Origin of the sequence: Sinorhizobium numidicum (assembly GCF_029892045.1) — a bacterium.
In the GTDB taxonomy this organism is placed as follows: Bacteria; Pseudomonadota; Alphaproteobacteria; order Rhizobiales; family Rhizobiaceae; genus Sinorhizobium; species Sinorhizobium numidicum.
In genome coordinates, this window is record NZ_CP120368.1 from 871,157 (window position 1) to 890,378 (window position 19,222).

Sequence of the window (19,222 nt, forward strand, 5' to 3'; positions counted from 1 at the left end):
CGCTTCGGCGGGGCTTTTTTATTGGGATGTGACGTCTGGTGCCGGGCAGTATATGCGGCTGCCGTCCTGCTCGCCTTGACGTCATGCCGGCAGGCGGCACGACCGGGTTGCGCCCGGCAAACGCTCCCGCAAAATTTATGAGGTTCTGCGGCCGCGGCCTGGGTCCGCTATCTTGCATGCGAATCGCACGCGCGCCTTTTCGCGCGCCGGCGTTACGCCGTCCGAAACGGGCGAAAGGTTAGGCGATGCAGGGAACAGGGACCGTGGCTGTCGATCGCAGTGCGATGCTTCTCTGTTGCATAGCCCACATGCGTGGCAAAACCATAGAGGGGGAAGGTGGCATCGGCGCGCGCCATCATCCGGTCTCGGGTAACCTTGGCGACGATGGACGCGGCGGCGATCGACGCGGATCGGGAATCGCCCTTGACGATCGCCTTCGCATGGCAGGAAAGACCCTGAGGAACATCGCGGCCATCGATGAGCGCGAAACGTGCCGCGATCGCTAGGCCGTCGATGGCGCGCCGCATGGCGTCGAGACTTGCCTTGAGAATATCGGTGGTGTCGATATGCGTGGCCGAGGATGAGGCGATCGAGACCGTCGCCGTCGCCATGATCTCTTTGAACAGGACCTCGCGCTGTTCCGCGCTCAAGAGCTTGCTGTCGTTCAGTCCGGCCGGAATGAGATCGGGATCGAGAATGACAGCGGCTGCAACGACCGGACCAGCGAGCGGGCCGCGTCCGGCTTCATCCGCGCCCGCGATCGGCCAAAAACCGTCTCGGCGTGCGGCGAGTTCGAAGCTGAAGTCCGGAACTGGCAGCTCGAGAGGAAAAAGGGGGGAATCGGGCGATTTGCGACGTGACATGCGGGGGACCCTCGCATATTCGCCCGATTCCCTTCAAGCCCCCCGGTTCGATTGCGGCGGTGACCGGGAGGAAAACCAGCGCCATCCAGAGGCAGGGGAGGGCACCGGAGTCGAATTTTGCATGAAACCATTCCTGGACGTCCAAGTCCTGCACCGGGTATCGTTGATCCTCAACGCATCAGATTAAGCTCATTAGAGCGGACGCCTGGGGGAACGCCGATGCCTTCCTCGTCCCGCTAGAGCAGCGACAGTTGGACGCCCATCCCAAGCGGAGGCACAAAAATATCGTTCCGCAATTGCCGCCGGGTAAGATTGAGACCAAGTCGCTTGGCAGCGAGTTCGAAGCGGCGGCCGATCTGCCACGCATAGGGACCTGCCCCCTTCATGCGCTTGCCGAATTCGGCGTCATAGTCCTTGCCGCCGCGCATGGACCGGATGAGCGACATGACATGCCTGTAGCGGTCCGGATAGTTCCTCAAGAGCCAGTCCCGGAAAAGGGGGCTCACTTCGAATGGCAGACGCAAGAGCACGTAACTCGCTTCCGAGGCGCCCGCCGTCTTGGCTGAGTCGAGGACGCGCTCGATCTCGTGGTCGTTCAATGCGGGAATGATCGGGGCAACCAATACGCCGGCCGGAATGCCTGCTTCCGAGATTGCTCGAATGGCCTCGAGCCTCTTGGCCGGCGTCGACGCCCGCGGTTCCATGGTCCGCGCGAGTTTTCGGTCGAGCGTCGTCACCGAAATGCCGACCCGCGCCAGTCCTTTTTCCGCCATTGGGGCAAGAAGGTCGATATCGCGCGTCACCAGGGCCGATTTCGTGACGATCATCACCGGATGGTTGGCCGCCTTCAGGATTTCGAGAATCTGGCGCATGATCCGCCACTCCTTCTCGATCGGCTGATAGGGATCCGTATTGGTGCCTATCGCGATCGGACGAACCTTGTAGTCAGGCCTTGCAAGTTCACGCTCCAGCAGGCGTGGCGCATCCGGCTTGGCAAAGAGCTTGGATTCGAAGTCGAGACCGGCCGAGAGCCCCATATAGGCGTGGGTTGGTCGGGCGAAACAATAGATGCAACCATGCTCGCAGCCGCGATAGGGATTGATCGAACGATCGAAGGAAATATCCGGAGACTCATTGCGCGTTATGATGGCCTTCGGCTTCTCGACCTGAACTTCGGTCTTGAACGGCGGCAGTTCCTCGATGCTTTGCCAACCATCATCGAAGACTTCACGCGTTGTGGGCTCGAAGCGTCCCGACATGTTGAGGCCGGCGCCACGCCCACGGCGGCGGTCGATCTCAATCCTGACGCCACTTCCCTTGACGATCGCTTCGGCCATGTCTGCGGTATTGCCGGGCGCAAAAGCACCTTGCTTGAGTTGAGACAGCTCGCTCATCGGAAAATCTCCCAGGAACCGCACACTTGATTCCGTTTCGTCCTGATTATTTTCCTATCCCAGGAACGAGAACAAAGCAAGAACAAAACATGGTGCGGCGCAGAACGTCGAAGAAGGAGAGATGGCCGAAGGGGCTTGCCGCCCAAAGGGTTGTGGCATTTGGCCGGGCAATACGCTAGGAACGATTATGCTGACGATTATCATGGAGACACGGGATAACGAAGCGGAGCTGGCCCAGACGCTCTCGGCGCTTGTTGCCGGCGCGGTGGAGGGACTTGTCAGCGACGTCATCATCCTCGATCACGGGTCGAGCGACGGTTCGGTGCGCGTTGCCGATGCGGCCGGCTGCCGCTTCTGCCTCGATTGGGATCTCGGCGATATTCTTCGCTCGGCGCGCGGCGAGTGGCTGATGCTGCTGGAGCCGGGCGCTCGCCCCGTCGGACGCTGGGTGGATGAACTCGCGGAATACGTATCGCTCAACAAGAGTCCGGCACGGTTTTCTCCGTCGCGTATGCACAAACGCTCGTTTCTCAAACGCCTGTCACGCAAGACGCCACCGCTTGAGGCCGGCTTTTTGATGCGAAAAAGGGATGCGGTTGCGGTCGCGCGCGCCAACATGCGACTGAGCGACATCGCCAGCGGTCGGGCCGTGCGCAAGCTTGCCACCGAGCTCGTTCCGGCCTGGGTCGCTGCAGGCAATCGATCGGTCGAGCAAGCCTGACCGCAAGATGGGGCGTGCCTTGCGGCACCCCCGAAGCGACCCTCAAATAAACTTTTCTGGGAAATCTTTTGCTATGGATGCTCCACGTCGTTTTGTGGGCACCATGTCGTATAGCTACGTGGACCCCCCGGTTGGATGGTCCGGAAGGAGGCGTCTTCGCTTCGCTCGAAGTGGTCTGGTGATTTGCCTCTGCCGCTTCGCGCTTGGCTGACGAGGAGGAACATACAGCATTTATCTGTGGAAGGCTGTTCCAAAGGGAACATGTGGGTCGTCAGCCCCGCTTCAGATGTTCGTCCAGCCGCGGCATGATCTCTACGAAGTTGCAGGGCATGTGCCTGTAGTCGAGCTGCTGCTTCAGGATTCCGTCCCAGGCATCCCTGCAGGCACCCGGCGATCCGGGCAGGACGAAGATGAATGTGGCGTTGGCGACGCCGCCGGTTGCCCGTGATTGGATCGTCGAGGTGCCGATCTTCTCATAGGAGATCCGGTGAAACACTTCGGAAAATCCATCCATGCGCTTTTCGAAAAGCGGCTCCAGCGCTTCCGGCGTCACGTCGCGGCCGGTGAAACCAGTGCCGCCGGTGGTAATGATCACGTCGATGGCATCGTCCAGCGTCCAGGTTTTCACCTGATCATAAATCTTCTGCCGATCGTCGGGAACGATCGCGCGCGCTGCGAGCCGATGACCGGCCTCGCGTATCCGCGCCTCGAGCGTGTCGCCGGACCTGTCGTCCGCCGGCGTTCGCGTATCGGAGACGGTAAGAACCGCAATACCCACCGGAATAAAGGCACGTGTTTCGTTGATCCCGGGCATTGGCGTTATCCTTCTTTCCCTACCGTTCGAGCGGCGACAACGTACCATCCCGTATGAGCAGCGGAAATGCCCTCAGCGGCGCGTTCTGCGTCGTCGTCGCTGTCGAATAACCCGAAGCAAGTGGCGCCTGAGCCGGACATTCGAACGAGCCTCGCACCGGCGGCTTTCAATGCGCCCGAGACATCCCCGATCACCGGCTCAAGAGCTCGCGCAGGCGGTTCCAGATCGTTGCGCATGTTGGCCATCGCCGCGATCCATTCCGCACGCGTTCTTGCGCTCCGCGGGAGGGCAAGCGGCGAATTCGTCTTCTCGACCAGCATCCGAAAGATCACCGGCGTCGAAACCGCGACGCGCGGATTGACAAGGATGATTGGAAAGGATGGAAGGCGCGGAATGGGGGTAGTCTCCTCGCCGATGCCCTTTGCAAGCAGCGGTCCGCCGTCGAGGCACATCGGTACGTCGGCTCCGAGCTCGAGGGCGAGGCTCTTGAGCCTCGCCGGCGTCATTGATGCACCCCAGAAGGTCAATAGCCCACGAAGCGTCGCGGCCGCATCCGCCGAGCCGCCGCCGACGCCCGATGCGATAGGCAGGTTTTTTTCGAGGTGGAGATGGACGGGGCTTGTCGCACGGCCCTCCGCCGTCAGCCCCCGGCGCAGCAGGTCGCGGGCGCGAAGAACGAGGTTGCCGCGCCTGTCATCCGCAGAAAGCGGCAAATCCTGTGAAAAGCGGCCCGAAACGGTAAAACGGTCGATATCAGCGGGTGCCAGACCGATCCGGTCACCGAAATCGGTAAAAGTGACCAGGCTTTCGAGAAGATGATGGCCGTCGGCACGTTGTCCGACGACATGCAGCGCCAGATTGATCTTGGCGGGCGCCGCATAGGTCAATGCGAAACCCGGAATTCCCTCTGCCTGCATATTGTTATCAGGACTTTTTGCCCGGCGTCGCAGTCGCGGGACCAGCCTTCTTCGGCAGCTTGTCCTTGGCGTCCGCCGCGGCCGGAACCCGTTCCTTGAGCGGCGGCAGACCGTTTTCGATCTTCGCCTTGATCTTCGGAATTTCCGCTTCCTCGGGCTTGAGTTCCAAAGTTTGGTTCCACTGGAACACCGCTTCGAGCTTGCGGCCGACCCGCCAGTAGGCGTCGCCCAGGTGATCGTTGATCGTCGCATCGCCGGCCAAAAGTTCGGCGGCGCGCTCCAGCTCCCTGACCGCCTCGTCGAAGCGGTTCATTCGGAAATAGGCCCATCCGAGCGAATCGACGATGTAGCCGTCGTCGGGCTTGAGCTCGACAGCCTTACGGATCATGTCGAGGCCCTCTTCGAGGTTCTTGTTCATGTCGACCCAGGAATAGCCGAGATAGTTCAGAACCTGCGGCTGGTCCGGATTGAGCTCCAGCGCCTTGCGGAAATTCGGCTCTGCCTTATCCCACATCTTCTGCCGTTCATAGGCGATGCCGCGCTGGAAGAACACCGTCCAATCGCTGCGTTTCGGCACGGGGCCGATCGCTGCCACCGCCCGATCATAAACGTCGCCCATCTCCTTGTAGTCCTTGGCGTCGGAGAGCACGCTGCCATAGGCGAGATAATTGCGGATATTCTTCGGATCGACGTCGATCAGTGCCTTCAGATGCTTCTTCGCCTCGTCGACCTTGCCGATGCTGGCGAGGCTGAGGCCGAGTTGAAGTTCCGAGAGGCGGCGCATCGGCGAGTCTTCCGGAACGCTCTTGTAGAGAGCGATTGCCTCGTCGGGCTTCTTCAGGGTTTCCGCAATGCCGCCAAGCATGACGAGAATGTCCGCGCTTTCCGGATCAAGCCGGCGCGCCGTTTGCAAATAAAGCGACACAATGTCTTCCGCGCCCTCGCGGTTGAGTGCGCCGCCGATGGAGAAAAGTACGGCGGCGGCGCCCTGCACGGCGGTGCGCACCTGCTGCTCTTGCGGTTTGCCTTCTTCGATGCTCTTTCTTAGCGCTTCCAGCGGCGTATAGTTGTTGACCAGGCCTTCGCCGACCGAAATCGTGTCCAGCGCCTTCTGCCTGTTGCCCTCGCGGGCTTCGAAACGCGCCAGCGCCTCGACGGAGCGCATGAACGTGTCCGGGGCGGCGCTGCCGCCCTCGCGGTCCAAAATGGCGTCGTTCAGTCTGGCGCGCGCGGTGGCCTTGTCGCCGGCTGCAAGCGCGATCGCTCCGGCATGATAATTCTTGAACACGCGGAACCATTCCGGCCCCTCGAGCGCCTTGATCTGCGCCAAGGCCTCCTTCGGCCTGCCTTGACCGAACTTCGCCCAGGCGGACAGAAGACTGTTCATCAGCCGGTCGAGATCGTTTGGACCTTCATACTTGAGCAGCTTTTGGGCGCTGCGGTATTCGCGCTTGCGGATCGCTTCGATCGCGCGGACCACCGTGGTGATCCTCTCGACGGCCGGATCGGCTTTCAGTTCCTCCGCGATCTTGGCGCCTTCGTCAAACTTGCCGCTCATCAGCAACGTGATCATCAGCCGCTGCTTGACGTCGTTGTTATTCGGCTCGAACCGCAATGCAGTCCGATAGAGCGCCGTTGCCGTTGCGAAGTCACGATCCACATCGGCCGTCCGAGCAGCAAGGAATGCGCCGGCAAAAGTGTTCACGGAACCTATGTCGAAAGGCTCGGCGTTCTCGACAGCCGCCTTTTCTTCAGCGAAGGCCTGCAGGCCGCCGGTCACCGATGCAAGGACCAGCATTGCCGCGCCGCTGAGGAGGCGAAGGAGTGTATTTTGCCGCATATCAAACCTTTCATTGCCAGTGGTCCGGCCCGCCGTTCCATCGCTGGTTGTTCCGGAATCATCGGAAGTTGCCGGACACAAGTCTTGAAGAATAGAATGGCTTTTTTGGCGCAACGCGGCAAGAAATTCCTCCGGGGAGTATCAATCCGCGGTCCGGCGTTCAGCTCACGCGATCAATGCAGAAATCGATCACCTCGACTAGCGCCGACTTCCATGGAGAGGCCGGCAGCGGGGCGAGTGCATCCCGCGCAATCGTGCCGTAATGCTGGGCCCGTGCGATCGTGTCGGTCAGTCCGCCATAGCGGCGGATAAGGCCGAGCGCCTTCTCGAGGTTTGCTGCACTGCTGACGCCGCCTTCGATCGCTTCGCGCCAGAAGGCACGATCCTCTGGAGTGCCGCGGCGGTAGGAGAGAATAACCGGCAGCGTGATCTTGCCCTCTCGGAAGTCGTCACCGACATTTTTGCCGAGGTCCCTCGACGAGCCGCCGTAGTCGAGGACGTCGTCGACCAACTGGAAGGCCAGACCGAGATTCATGCCATAGGATTTCAGCGCATTGCGGTTGGACTTGCTCGTTGCCGCAACGATCGGGCCGACCTCGGAGGCTGCTGCGAAGAGCGCGGCGGTTTTGGCACGGATGACCTGCAGATAATCGTCTTCGGTCGTTTCCATGTTCTTGGCGACGGAAAGCTGCAGGACCTCGCCTTCGGCGATCACCGAGGCTGCAGTCGAAAGCACGTCGAGCGCGTCGAGCGAGCCGACGTCGACCATCATGCGGAATGCCTGCCCGAGCAGGAAGTCTCCGACGAGCACGCTTGCCTGATTGCCCCAGATCGTCCGCGCCGTCGATTTGCCGCGCCTGAGATCGCTTTCATCGACCACGTCGTCGTGCAGAAGGGTTGCGGTGTGCATGAATTCGACGCTGGTGGCGAGCTTTATGTGGGCATCGCCTTCGTAACCGAACATCGAGGCGGCAGCGAGCGTCAACATCGGCCGCAGGCGCTTGCCACCCGAGGAGATCAGGTGATTGGCGACCTCCGGGATCATCTGCACGTCGGAGCCGGCTTTGGAGAGAATGAGCTGGTTGACCCGCTCCATATCGGACAAAGTGAGGTCGACGAGCGGCTTCACAGACGCCTGTTTGTTTTTATTGTCTTCCAGCGGTATCACTACGCCCAACGCCCGGACTCCTGTTTCGTTGCGGTTTCGACAATAGAAAGAGGGCAATCGGGCGGCAAGAGGCGAATTGCTCCGCCTCATGGAAATTGAAACAGGAAAACCGAGCCGTATGAAGGAACTGATCCGCACCAACGACGCCGTGCTTCTCTCTTTTGCGGAGAGCCTGATGAAGGATGCCGGCATTGCCTGCCTCATCGCCGATCGGGACATGAGCATCCTCGAAGGCTCGCTCGGGCTCCTGCCGCGCCGTTTTCTGGTCGCAGAAGATGATGCGGAGGCAGCCCGGCGCATCCTTGTCGATGCGGGTCTCGAGAAGGAATTGCGGCCGTGATCTCAATGATTGCGCGAGGCGGCTGCGACACGTGGGCAAGACGAGCCATATCATGACTGTGACGTCCGAAACGGTGGACGCGTTCCACCGTGGCAGATTCCATCTGGTCCAGCCGAGCGGTCGGGGCCACCGTTCCGGCATGGACGCGATGTTGGTTGCCTCTCTCGTTTCCTGCGATGGCCCCTGCCGCGTCGCCGATCTCGGCGCGGGCGCCGGCGCGGCGGGAATGGCGGTCGCCTCGCGTCTGGAACGAGCCGAGGTGCTGCTCGTCGAGCGTTCGGCGGTCATGGCGAGCTTTGCCCGCCGCAGCCTCGCCTTGCCGGAGAACGCCCGCTTTGCCTCAAGGATTGCCGTACTTGAAGCGGACGTTTCGCTGAACGGCAAGGCGCGCGCGGCCGCCGGCCTGCCGGATGAGACTTTCGATCACGTGATCATGAACCCGCCTTTCAACGATGCCGCCGACCGCCGGACGCCGGACTCCCTCAAGGAAGAAGCCCACGCGATGAGCGAAGGCCTCTTCGAGACCTGGATCAAGACGGCGGGGGCGATCATGAAGCCGGGGGGACAATTGTCTTTGATCGCACGACCGGAATCGATTGCCGAGATCGTCATGGCCTGCGGCCGGCGCTTCGGCGGGATCGAGATAACGCCGCTTTTGCCGCGCGCCGGCGAAAACGCCGTACGGATTCTGGTGACCGCGATCAAGCAGAGCCGCAAGCGATTGACGCTCCGCGCGCCGCTGATCATGCACGGCGAGGGAACGCATCACTTTTCTCCGGAGGTGGATGATCTCAACAACGGCCGCGCCGCCTATCGGCGCCGATGATTAACGGTAAGTGTGGCATTGCGTTTGCGGCGGCAGTGCATACATGCAGTGATAAAGTCGTGTCGGACAGGAGTTGAAATGGCCGGGTTCTTGAAAAGGCTGGTGCCGAAGCGTTTTCGCAGGGACGGGGTGACCATCCCGGCAATCCGGCTGCATGGCGCTATCATGGCCGGCGGCGGCCAGTTGCGTCCGGTTCTCAATCTTGCGACCGTCGCCCCGCTCCTTGAAAAGGCCTTCTCGGCCACGGACGCTCCGGCCGTCGCCATTTCTATCAATTCGCCCGGCGGCTCGCCGGTGCAGTCCCGCCTGATCTACCAGCGCATCCGCGATCTCGCGGAAGAGAAGAAGAAGCGCGTCCTGATCTTCGTCGAGGATGTGGCAGCCTCCGGTGGCTACATGATTGCGCTTGCCGGCGACGAGATCATCGCCGACCCAACTTCGATTGTCGGCTCGATCGGCGTGGTCTCCGGCGGTTTCGGCTTTCCGGAACTGCTGAAAAAGATCGGCGTCGAGCGGCGGGTGTATACGGCTGGAGAAAACAAGGTCGTGCTCGACCCGTTCCAGCCGGAAAAAGAAAGAGATGTCGAGTTTCTAAAGGGTCTGCAACTCGAAATCCACGACACGTTTATCCAGATGGTCAAGGCCCGGCGCGGATCGCTGCTTGCCGATCATCCCGATATTTTCTCCGGTCTTTTCTGGACGGGGCGGCGCGGTCAGGAACTCGGCCTCATTGACGGTCTCGGCGACATGCGCGGCGAAGTAAAGAAACGGTACGGAACAAGGGCTCGCCTCGAACTGATCCAGCCGGCACGCAGCCTTTTCGGCCGGCGCCAACCCGGTGCGGCGGTAGCGGCGGCGATTGCCGCGCCCTTCGCGGCATCAGCGGCGGCCGGTCTTGTCGAAGCGATCGAGGAAAGAGCGCTGTGGGCGCGCTTCGGGCTTTGAACCGGCAGTTTTTCCGCCGATGCCCGTCTTGTTTTCAGGCCGCGATCACGCCGCATCTGGTCAGGCGCGCAAGGCCGCTGTAACACTTTGAAGCGCTGCATCTCCTCTTGAGCATGGCCGAGGAAGCATGCAGAGGAGGAACCATGCTGCAGATCATCCTGCTCCTCATCATCGGTCTCGTCGCCTGGATCGGATACCGCAAGTTCATTGCTGACGCCGAGAAGCTGACGCGTCAGCGTGAGCGTTTGCGTCGCGAGAAAGAGACCGGCGCCAATGGAACGCTAGTCAAGGATCCGAAGACGGGAGAATACCGACTGAAACGCGATGACGAGGAATGATAGCCGATCCACCAGGACGGAAGGAGGATCGGGCAAGACGCTTGACCCTTCACGTGCGACATGGCACCTGTCCCGCAAATTTTGAAGAATTCGGACGTGATCTTATGAGCAGCGCATCCCTCCCGGACCATTTGAACCCGAAGCGTTCTTTTCAGGCTCTGATCCTGATGCTGCACAACTACTGGGCCGACAAGGGCTGCGCCGTGCTTCAGCCGTACGACATGGAAGTCGGCGCCGGCACATTCCATCCCGCGACCACCCTGCGCGCGCTCGGACCGAAGCCCTGGCGTGCGGCCTATGTCCAGCCGTCGCGCCGTCCGACCGACGGCCGCTATGGAGAGAACCCGAACCGGCTTCAGCACTATTATCAGTATCAGGTTATTCTGAAGCCGAACCCGTCCAATCTGCAGGAGCTCTATCTCGGCTCGCTCGAGGCGATCGGCCTCGATCCGCTTCTGCATGACATCCGCTTCGTCGAGGACGACTGGGAAAGCCCGACGCTCGGCGCATGGGGTCTTGGCTGGGAATGCTGGTGCGATGGCATGGAAGTCTCGCAGTTCACCTATTTCCAGCAGGTCTGCGGCATCGAGTGCTCGCCGGTTTCCGGTGAACTGACCTATGGCCTCGAGCGGCTGGCCATGTATGTACAGGGCGTCGACAATGTCTATGACCTGAACTTCAACGGCCGCGAAGGCGCCGAGAAGATCAGCTATGGCGATGTGTTCCTGCAGGCCGAGCAGGAATATTCCCGGCACAATTTCGAATATGCCAATACCGCGATGCTTCATCAGCATTTCATAGACGCTGAGAAGGAGTGCCTTGCGCTGCTTGCCGCCGGTGCGCCCGGTGATGCCAGCAACAACCGCCTGCACAAATGCGTCTTTCCCGCCTATGACCAGTGCATCAAGGCAAGCCACGTCTTCAATCTGTTGGATGCCCGCGGCGTGATTTCCGTGACGGAGCGTCAGAGCTACATCCTGCGCGTGCGAACGCTGGCGAAAGCCTGCGGCGAGGCCTTCCTGCTGACCGATGCCGGTGGCGCCAACTGGAACAAGGAAGCGGCCTGATCACGAGACCAGGCGGATTTTCCGTCCGCATGGCAAGGTGGTGGGCCGATTTGCTGAGGGCCGCGCGTCGGAAGACGAGGCGCCGTGTTGCAGGCAGAACAACTCGCTCCCATCGAGCCGCCACATCGGCTCCACCCTCAGAGATGCGCCGCTCGACAACTCGCCCGCATAGATTTGCAGAGCGCGCCGGACTCCGCTCGGCCGCTCGATGGGTACTGCGCTCGCATGGGCGGTGAAGAGAGCCGCGAAGGCGATGGCGTTGATGAGAGTTGCGAGTGACGTCATGGTCTTGTCTTCGGTGCTGCGGTTGTTCGATGCTTTGACTATCGCCCATCAACAGCCGCTCCGCGGTTACCGGCGGAACAGCCGAAGACCTCGGCCGAGCGCATGACCGTTCCCGCAAAGCTTTCAGCGCGAGCCTGTCCGAACGGCGATCCTGCAAACTTGTGATCGGCTGCGGGATTGGTGCAGAAATGCCTTTGAAGCTGCAAAGCCGGTGCTAATCTCCGGCGGGTTCTCAAGAGAGGGGTTTTCATGATCGGACTGGCAATCGGCGTCGCCGTGATCCTTTATCTGGTTTTCGTCTACAACGGTCTCGTCAAGGCGCGGCAGGTCGCCGAAGAGGCTTGGTCCGGCATCGACGTGCAATTGAAGCGGCGCGCCGATCTCATCCCCAATTTGATCGAGACGGTAAAAGGCTACGCGGCCCACGAGAAATCGACGCTCGAGGAGGTTGTCGCGCTACGCAACCGGGCGCAGGCGGTGCCGGAGGGCGACGTCGCCGGCCGGGCGGCTGTTGAGGGTGCACTCTCGCAGGCGCTTGGACGGCTCTTCGCGCTCGCCGAAGCCTATCCGGATCTGAAGGCCAACGAGAATTTCGCGGAGCTCCAAGGTTCGCTGGAGACGATCGAAGGGGAGATCCAGATGTCGCGCCGCTATTATAACGGTGCGGCCCGCGATCTTAACGTCAAGGTCGAGAGCTTTCCGTCCAATCTGATCGCCAATGTCTTCCGCTTTGCCAAGGCCGGTTATTTCGAGATCGCCAATGAGGCCGATCGCGCGGTGCCGTCGGTCAAATTCTGACGGCCGGAAAAGGAAATGGCGATGAGGCGGCTTTCCGCGGCGCTTGCGCTCGTTCTTCTCATTCTTGCTTCGCCAATGAGCGTGTCGGCGGAAGAAATAATCTCTTCCTTTCATTCGGTCATTGACGTCGCCAAGGACGGCACGCTCTCGGTCACCGAGACGATCACCGCCAATGTCGAAGGTAGTCAGATCCGGCGCGGCATCTATCGTGATTTCCCTTTAACCTTCCTCGATGCGAACGGCCATCGGAGCAGGGTGGATTTCCGTCTCGTGTCGGTCGAACGCGATGGTGAAGACGAAGAGTACCGTACGGAATCGATTGGCGGCGGTATCCGAATCTATACCGGGAAGGCGGATGTCTTCCTGCCGCGCGGCGAGCATACCTTCCAGATCACCTACGAGACCGGCCGGCAGATACGCTTCTTCGCCGATCATGACGAACTCTACTGGAATGTGACCGGAACCGAATGGGCTTTTCCGATCGAGGAAGCGACGGCGACTGTGAACTTGCCGGAAGGGATAAAGGCCCAAGCCCTCAACGTCTTCACCGGCAGCTATGGTGCCACGGGCAAGGATGCGCGGGCGGTGGAGGAGGGAGACGAGCTCTTCTTCGCGACAACGCGCAGGCTGCATCCGCAGGAGGGACTGACCATCGCGATCAAGCTGCCGAAGGGCAGCATCGATCGGCCGAACGCGTCGCAACAGAATATCTGGTGGTTGCGCGACCACATGGCCCTCGTCATCGCCGGCGCCGGCCTGATCGTCGTCACGCTTTATTATGGACGCGCTTGGGTTCGCGTCGGCCGCGATCCGGCCCGCGGGGTCATGGTGCCGCGCTGGGACGCCCCTGATGGCATTTCGCCGGCGCTCGTTAATTATATCGACAATAAGGGCTTCTCCGGACAGGGCTGGACGGCATTCTCCGCCGCAGCGCTCAATCTAGCCGTCAAGGGACATATCGTCCTTGAGGATTTGAAGCACGCCATCGTTATCGCCGCGACGGGCAAGGGCGGCGGAGAGAAACTGCCGGCCGGCGAGGCGGCACTGATGAAGGCGGTTGCCGCCGCCGGCGGCAAGCTCACGGTCGACCGGGCAAACGGCAAGAAGGTCGAGGCGGCGGGGGCCGGTTTTCGCAGTTCTATAGAGCGGGAACATCGCGGCAAATATTACCGTGCCAACATCGGCTGTATCATCGGCGGCGTGTTGCTCTCGCTCATCGCACTCGCTGCGCTTTTCATCTTCGGCGACCTCAGCGAGGACAGCATTCCGCTTGTGATCGTGCCGGTCCTCATCGCCTTTTTCGTTTCGATCTTTGCGGTAGCGTTCGGCAAGTCTTTCCGGCGCGGATCGAGCCTCGCGCGCCGGATTCTGTCTGTCGTGGTGCTCGCCTTCATCGGCTTCGTGCTTTTCACGATCATTTCCAGCATTCTCGCGGTCGTCATTTTCTCGGCGACTGAACTCGATGAACTGCCGCTTCTCTTCGCGATCGGCGGCATCGTCCTGATCAACGTGCTTTTTTTCTATTTGATGGGCGCTCCGACGCCGCTTGGCACGCGCATGATGGATGGCATCGATGGGCTTCGGCAATATATGACGCTCGCCGAGAAGGACCGGATGAACATGCAGGGCGCACCGGAAATGTCGCCTCGGCATTTCGAGACGCTTCTGCCCTATGCCGTTGCGCTGGGTGTGGAAAAGCCCTGGACAGAGGCCTTCGATCGCTGGCTGGTGGCGGCTGTCGCCGCTGGCGCGGCCGCCTACGCGCCGGGCTGGTACCACGGCGACGATTTCGGGCCAGGTTCCTTCAGCGACAGGATCGGCGGTTTTGCCGGTTCCATGGCCGATACCATGACGGCTTCGCTGCCGCCGCCCCCCAAGAGTTCATCATCGGGTTTTTCTTCCGGCGGAGGTTTTTCCGGCGGCGGCGGTGGTGGGGGCGGCGGCGGCGGCTGGTAGGCTCAATTTCCTCGCCGCACTTGATGACATTTTCGCCAGAGCTTGCTAAGTCCGCCGCAACCGTCCGGAACAGGAACAAAGTCGTACGTCCATGCCCGATCTTCTTATCGAACTGCGCTCCGAAGAAATTCCCGCCCGCATGCAGCGCAAGGCGGCGGGCGACCTGAAGAAGCTTCTGACGGACGCGTTGGTCGAGGCGGGCCTGACCTATGAAGGCGCGCGCGAATACTGGACGCCCCGTCGGCTGACGCTCGATATTCGTGGCCTGAACGCACGCTCCGCCGATATCCGTGAAGAACGCAAGGGACCGCGTACCGACGCAAACGAAAAGGCGATTGAGGGCTTTCTGCGTGGCGCTGGCCTTTCCTCCATCAGCGAAGCGCATGTGCACCGCGACCCGAAGAAGGGCGATTTTTACGTCGCCCACATTCTCAAGCCCGGCCGGCCGGCGGAGGAGATCGTTGCCGAGGTGATGCCGGCGATCATCGGCAATTTCCCCTGGCCGAAATCGATGCGCTCCGGTGCCGCCTCGGCCAAACCGGGAAGCCTGCGCTGGGTGCGGCCGCTGCAATCGATCGTCTGCACCTTCGGTCCGGAGACCGACGAAACGAGGGTGATTCCCTTCGAGGTCGACGGCATCGTTGCCGGAAACGTCACTTACGGCCATCGCTTCCATGCGCCGGAGGCGATCACCGTTCGCCGCTTCGCCGACTATGCCGACAAGCTCGAAAGGGCGAAGGTCGTGATCGACGCCGAGCGCCGCAAGCAGATCATCGCCGCCGATGCCCACAACGTGGCCTTCGCCAGCGGACTGGAACTTGTCGAGGACGAAGCTCTGCTCGAAGAAGTGTCGGGACTGGTCGAATGGCCGCAGGTGCTGATGGGGAGCTTCGAGGAAAGTTATCTCGAAATTCCGTCTGAAATCATCCGGTTGACGATCAAGACCAACCAGAAATGTTTCGTCACGCGGCGGCCGGGTGCCGAGACGCTCTCGAACAAATTCATTCTCGTTTCGAATATCGAGGCCAAGGATAGCGGCAAGGAAATCGTCCACGGCAACGGCAAGGTCGTGCGCGCGCGTCTTTCGGATGCGGCACACTTCTGGAAGCGTGACCAGGGCGATCTGCCGGATCTCGACACTTTGAGGTCATCGGCCGAGAAGTTCGGATTGGACCTAAAGAAGCCGCTCGACCAGCGGATGGCGAAGCTCGACGCGTTGAACGTAACCTTCCACGCCAAACTCGGGACGCAGGGCGAACGGGTCGCCCGCATCCGTTCCTTGGCCGCTGAACTCGCCAAGGTTACCGATGCAGATGCCGCGCTGGTTGATCGTGCGGTCGTGCTCGCAAAAGCAGATCTGCGCACCGAAGCCGTCGGCGAGTTTCCTGAGCTTCAGGGCATCATGGGCCATAAATATGCGGTGCTGCAGGGAGAGAGCGCCGCAGTCGCCAACGCGATCGAGGATCACTATAAGCCACAGGGCCCCTCAGACCGTGTGCCGACCGAACCGGTATCGGTGACGGTCGCGCTTGCTGACAAGCTCGACATGCTCGTCGGCTTCTGGGCGATCGACGAAAAGCCGACTGGCTCGAAGGACCCTTACGCGCTGCGCCGCGCTGCGCTCGGCGTGATCCGGCTCATTCTCGAAGGCAAGGCGCGCTTGCCGCTCCTGCCGCTCTTCAATATCGCTCTGGCGGGCCTTAAGGCGAAGCGGGCCGATGTGGCCGGCGACATTTCCGCAGACCTTCTGGCCTTCTTCCACGATCGCCTAAAGGTCTATCTGCGCGATCTCGGAGCGCGCTACGACCTGATAGACGCGGTGCTGACGCCGGAAGCCGACGATCTGTTGATGATTGCACGACGCGTCGAGGCGCTGACGGCCTTCATCACGGCGGAGGAGGGCAAGAATCTCCTGGCAGGCACCAAACGCGCCACGCAGATCCTCGCCGCCGAGGAGAAGAAGGGCACGGAAGTCGCCGCTTTAGTGGACGAGAAGCTGTTCAGGCTCGATGCCGAAAGGACACTTCACGCCTCCATCAAGATCGCCTCCGGCGACGCGCGCGAAGCCATCGTCAAGGAGGATTTCCGCTCGGCCATGGAGGCGCTCTCCAGACTGCGCGAGCCGGTCGACGAGTTCTTCAATGACGTGCTCGTCAATGACGAGGATGCGGCGATTCGCGCCAACCGCCTGGCGCTGCTGGGGCTCATCCGCACGGCGACCGGCGAGGTTGCGGATTTCTCGAAGATCGCGGGATAGCAAGCGCGATCAGCCTTGTGGCTACTGCATGATCTCCTTAAATCGGAGCCGATTTAAGGAGAAAAGACGCACGGCGCTGTAGAGCCATCCGCTCGCGAGGGCGGACGGCCGCTTTCCGTCGACAACCGGGGAGAACTGTCCTATCTCCTTTATTATGACGAGCGGCAATCCGAGCGCAGGCGCAGGTGTCATCGACCCTCCGGCCCTTGAGAGGCATGGCGATTGGATAGCCGTGGCCGACGATGCCGTCCCGTTCGAGCGCATCGAAGCGTTCTTTGCCGGGCGTGCCTATGAGCCGCACCGGCACGATACCTATGCGATCGGCCAGACGCTCTCCGGCGTTCAGAGTTTCCGCTATCGCGGAGCCGACCGTTCGAGCCTTCCCGGCAAAACGATGGTGCTGCATCCTGATGAGTTGCATGATGGCCGCGCCGGTGGCGACGATGGCTTTCGTTACCGTATGGTCTATATCGAACCGGCTGCGATACAGGACGTCCTTGGCGGCCGTCCCTTGCCCTTCATCAAGGACGGCATTTCCTCCGATCCGCGCCTCTTTACCGCGGTTCGCTCATTGCTTCCGGCGACGGAAGCGCGGATCGAGATGCTGGAGTTCGACGACGGTCTCTTCGAACTTGCGCACGCGCTCGAAGCGGCGGCCGGTGAACCTCCGAAGAGGGGAGGAGCGCTTGACTATCGCGCCGCCGAAAGGGCCCGCCTTTATCTCCATGATTTGCCCGAGGGTATCGTAACGTTGGAGACGCTCGAGGCGATCAGCGGTCGGGATCGCTGGAATCTCAGCCGCGACTTCCGCCGATTGTTCGGCACAAGCCCCTATCGCTATTTGGTGCAGCGGCGTCTCGAGGCCGTGAAGGCCGACCTACGGCGGGGAGCACCCGCTGCCGAGGCCGCGCTTGATGCCGGCTTTGCCGACCAGGCGCATATGAGCCGCCATTTCAAGAAGGCTTTCGGCGTTCCGCCCGGGCGCTGGTTGCGTATGACGGGCAGTTCGCCGGTCGACCTGGAATTGCGAAACGGGCCAATTGCCCGTCTTCACGATCGTTCAAGATAAATCGCCTGAACCGCCATATCCTCCGCGAAAAATGACAGGAGGAAACGGCAATGGACATGCCCAAGCGCACCTATGCTCCAATCAATTTCGGCGACAAGCTGGCGCAGTTCACCGACCGATGGCAGCCGCGCGTGATCGCCGAACTCAATGACTATCAGTTCAAGATCGTTCGCATCGAAGGCGATTTCGTTTGGCATGATCATCCGGAAACGGACGAGGCCTTCATCGTTCTGGAGGGCACGCTTCGGATCGATTTCCGCGATGGCGCGGTGACGATTGGTCCGGGCGAAATGTACATCGTGGCGAAGGGCGTCGAGCACAAGCCCTATGCGGCGAGCGAAGTGAAGATGCTGCTCATCGAGCCGCGCGGCGTTCTGAACACCGGCCATGCGGGTGGCGAGCGCACCGCTCGTAACGACGTCTGGATCTGAGCGTGCCATGACCGACGATCTGGTGCTCCTGATTGCAGCGGCGTTGCCGCTCATGGGCAGTCCCGGGCCGGCGACACTCAGCCTTGCCGGCATGGGTGCCGCTCATGGTGTCCGGCGCAGTGCTCGATACGCCGCAGGCATCAATCTCGGCACGGTCGCCGTCGTGTTGCTGATCGCAACGGGCGTCACTGCGATGATCCTGGGCCTGCCCGCAATGAGGATGACGATTGCGGTTCTCGCCGGGTTCTACATGCTCTATCTGGCGTGGCACATCGCTACTGCGCCGCCCCTCGCGGCGAGCGACCCTGGCTCGCACACGCCCTCGTTCGTCGGAGGTTTTGCACTTGCGATCGCGAATCCCAAGGCCTATGCCGCGATCGGCGCCATCTATGTCGGAAGCACGATCGAGGCCGGGAATGCCGCTTCAGCCACCATCGCAAAAATTCTGGTTCTTGTGCTCGTCGCCATAACCGTGAACACGGTTTGGCTCGCCGTCGGCGCCGCCATCGCCTCCACACTGCGCGATCCCGCAAAAGCGCGTATCGTCAACCTGGTCTTCGCCGTACTGCTGCTCGCCTCAGTCGCATGGGCATTTCTGAGATAGCCCCCTTGAGCAGACGAGGGCCGGGCGGCTATGAGGATCATATGACCGCCCGGATTCTCGTCAGTGCCTGTCTCATGGGCCACGCGGTGCGCTACGACGGCGCATCGAAGCCGTTGCTTCACCCGGTGATCGATCGCTGGCAACGGGAAGGGCGGCTCGTCACCATCTGTCCCGAGATTTCGGCAGGCATGCCGGTTCCGCGCCCTCCCGCGGAGATCGAAGGCGGAAAAACGGGGGTCGACGTGCTTTCCGGCCAGGCTCGCGTTCTCGAAAAGACCGGTGGAGACGTAACGGCCGAATTTCGTCGTGCCGCCGAAAACGCCCTTTCACTCGCGCGCGAAACGAACTGCCGGTTTGCGCTGTTGATTGACGGCAGCCCGTCCTGCGGCTCCGGCTTCATCTATAACGGCAGCTTCAATGGCGAGCGTCTTGCGGGAGAGGGAGTGACGGCCGCGCTGCTACGCCAGAACGGCATTGAGGTCTATTCCGACCGGGAGATCGAGGCTCTGATCGTCAGACTTGAAGGCGAAGGCAACGGCTGCCCCTAAAAGATTACGCCCCTGCTTCTCTCAGGGGCGCAATCTCTCGC

20 protein-coding genes are annotated in these 19,222 nt (G+C 61.3%); 13 read left to right on the forward strand and 7 right to left on the reverse strand.

The features are described 5' to 3' along the window. Positions 1 to 212 precede the first annotated feature (212 nt). On the reverse strand, positions 213 to 863 hold the full coding sequence (locus PYH37_RS15240) for a ribonuclease HII (protein WP_280735761.1): 651 nt from the start codon (positions 861 to 863) through the stop codon (positions 213 to 215). Between the two features lie 236 nt (positions 864 to 1,099). Continuing rightward, the gene (locus PYH37_RS15245) at positions 1,100 to 2,257 is read right to left on the reverse strand and encodes a PA0069 family radical SAM protein (protein ID WP_280735762.1); all 1,158 of its coding nucleotides are present in this window, start codon (positions 2,255 to 2,257) and stop codon (positions 1,100 to 1,102) included. Positions 2,258 to 2,444: 187 nt separating this feature from the next. On the opposite strand from PYH37_RS15245, the gene PYH37_RS15250 reads away from it, so the two are divergent. Next, positions 2,445 to 2,978, forward strand: a complete 534-nt coding sequence (locus tag PYH37_RS15250) for a glycosyltransferase family protein (protein WP_280735763.1) — start codon at positions 2,445 to 2,447, stop codon at positions 2,976 to 2,978. A gap of 271 nt (positions 2,979 to 3,249) precedes the next feature. Here PYH37_RS15250 and moaB read toward each other — a convergent pair whose 3' ends face one another. The 4 genes from moaB to PYH37_RS15270 all read right to left on the reverse strand — a co-directional run bounded on the left by moaB (position 3,250) and on the right by PYH37_RS15270 (position 7,726). Beyond that, a complete protein-coding gene (gene moaB, locus PYH37_RS15255; protein ID WP_280735764.1) occupies positions 3,250 to 3,792 on the reverse strand; it encodes a molybdenum cofactor biosynthesis protein B in 543 nt (180 codons plus the stop codon). A 5-nt stretch (positions 3,793 to 3,797) separates the two neighbouring features. After that, on the reverse strand, positions 3,798 to 4,709 hold the full coding sequence (locus PYH37_RS15260) for a 4-(cytidine 5'-diphospho)-2-C-methyl-D-erythritol kinase (protein WP_280735765.1): 912 nt from the start codon (positions 4,707 to 4,709) through the stop codon (positions 3,798 to 3,800). Between the two features lie 7 nt (positions 4,710 to 4,716). Then, entirely contained in the window at positions 4,717 to 6,549 is a 1,833-nt protein-coding gene (locus PYH37_RS15265) for a tetratricopeptide repeat protein (protein WP_280735766.1), read from the reverse strand. A gap of 160 nt (positions 6,550 to 6,709) precedes the next feature. Beyond that, positions 6,710 to 7,726 carry a polyprenyl synthetase family protein gene (locus PYH37_RS15270; protein ID WP_280735767.1) on the reverse strand — a complete coding sequence of 339 codons (1,017 nt, stop codon included), beginning with the start codon at positions 7,724 to 7,726 and terminating at the stop codon, positions 6,710 to 6,712. Positions 7,727 to 7,835: 109 nt separating this feature from the next. Between PYH37_RS15270 and PYH37_RS15275 the strand changes: the two genes are divergently transcribed. From PYH37_RS15275 to PYH37_RS15295, 5 genes are all read left to right on the forward strand, one after another. Then, complete coding sequence (locus PYH37_RS15275; RefSeq protein ID WP_280735768.1) at positions 7,836 to 8,057, forward strand: putative signal transducing protein; 222 nt, start codon at positions 7,836 to 7,838, stop codon at positions 8,055 to 8,057. A 52-nt stretch (positions 8,058 to 8,109) separates the two neighbouring features. Further along, the gene (locus tag PYH37_RS15280; protein WP_280735769.1) at positions 8,110 to 8,883 is read left to right on the forward strand and encodes a tRNA1(Val) (adenine(37)-N6)-methyltransferase; all 774 of its coding nucleotides are present in this window, start codon (positions 8,110 to 8,112) and stop codon (positions 8,881 to 8,883) included. Between the two features lie 78 nt (positions 8,884 to 8,961). After that, positions 8,962 to 9,828: a S49 family peptidase gene (locus PYH37_RS15285; protein WP_280735770.1), complete on the forward strand. Its 867-nt coding sequence runs from the start codon at positions 8,962 to 8,964 to the stop codon at positions 9,826 to 9,828. A gap of 143 nt (positions 9,829 to 9,971) precedes the next feature. Beyond that, positions 9,972 to 10,166: a hypothetical protein gene (locus tag PYH37_RS15290; RefSeq protein ID WP_280735771.1), complete on the forward strand. Its 195-nt coding sequence runs from the start codon at positions 9,972 to 9,974 to the stop codon at positions 10,164 to 10,166. A 104-nt stretch (positions 10,167 to 10,270) separates the two neighbouring features. After that, complete coding sequence (locus PYH37_RS15295; protein ID WP_280735772.1) at positions 10,271 to 11,233, forward strand: glycine--tRNA ligase subunit alpha; 963 nt, start codon at positions 10,271 to 10,273, stop codon at positions 11,231 to 11,233. Here the strand turns inward: PYH37_RS15295 and PYH37_RS15300 are convergent, their stop codons facing one another. Further along, complete coding sequence (locus PYH37_RS15300; protein WP_280735773.1) at positions 11,234 to 11,518, reverse strand: hypothetical protein; 285 nt, start codon at positions 11,516 to 11,518, stop codon at positions 11,234 to 11,236. 249 nt (positions 11,519 to 11,767) lie between these two features. Between PYH37_RS15300 and PYH37_RS15305 the strand changes: the two genes are divergently transcribed. The 7 genes from PYH37_RS15305 (at position 11,768) to PYH37_RS15335 (ending at position 19,181) form a co-directional block, all read left to right on the forward strand. After that, positions 11,768 to 12,316: a LemA family protein gene (locus PYH37_RS15305; protein ID WP_280735774.1), complete on the forward strand. Its 549-nt coding sequence runs from the start codon at positions 11,768 to 11,770 to the stop codon at positions 12,314 to 12,316. Between the two features lie 21 nt (positions 12,317 to 12,337). After that, on the forward strand, positions 12,338 to 14,272 hold the full coding sequence (locus tag PYH37_RS15310; RefSeq protein WP_280735775.1) for a DUF2207 domain-containing protein: 1,935 nt from the start codon (positions 12,338 to 12,340) through the stop codon (positions 14,270 to 14,272). 91 nt (positions 14,273 to 14,363) lie between these two features. Continuing rightward, positions 14,364 to 16,529: a glycine--tRNA ligase subunit beta gene (gene glyS / locus PYH37_RS15315; RefSeq protein ID WP_280735776.1), complete on the forward strand. Its 2,166-nt coding sequence runs from the start codon at positions 14,364 to 14,366 to the stop codon at positions 16,527 to 16,529. 154 nt (positions 16,530 to 16,683) lie between these two features. Beyond that, positions 16,684 to 17,598 carry an AraC family transcriptional regulator gene (locus PYH37_RS15320; RefSeq protein ID WP_425336143.1) on the forward strand — a complete coding sequence of 305 codons (915 nt, stop codon included), beginning with the start codon at positions 16,684 to 16,686 and terminating at the stop codon, positions 17,596 to 17,598. A gap of 50 nt (positions 17,599 to 17,648) precedes the next feature. After that, positions 17,649 to 18,029 (forward strand): cupin domain-containing protein, encoded by a 381-nt coding sequence (locus PYH37_RS15325; protein WP_280735778.1) that lies wholly within the window; start codon positions 17,649 to 17,651, stop codon positions 18,027 to 18,029. 7 nt (positions 18,030 to 18,036) lie between these two features. Next, the gene (locus PYH37_RS15330; RefSeq protein WP_280735779.1) at positions 18,037 to 18,633 is read left to right on the forward strand and encodes a LysE family translocator; all 597 of its coding nucleotides are present in this window, start codon (positions 18,037 to 18,039) and stop codon (positions 18,631 to 18,633) included. Positions 18,634 to 18,674: 41 nt separating this feature from the next. Further along, positions 18,675 to 19,181 (forward strand): 2-thiouracil desulfurase family protein, encoded by a 507-nt coding sequence (locus PYH37_RS15335; protein ID WP_280735780.1) that lies wholly within the window; start codon positions 18,675 to 18,677, stop codon positions 19,179 to 19,181. Positions 19,182 to 19,222 lie beyond the last annotated feature (41 nt).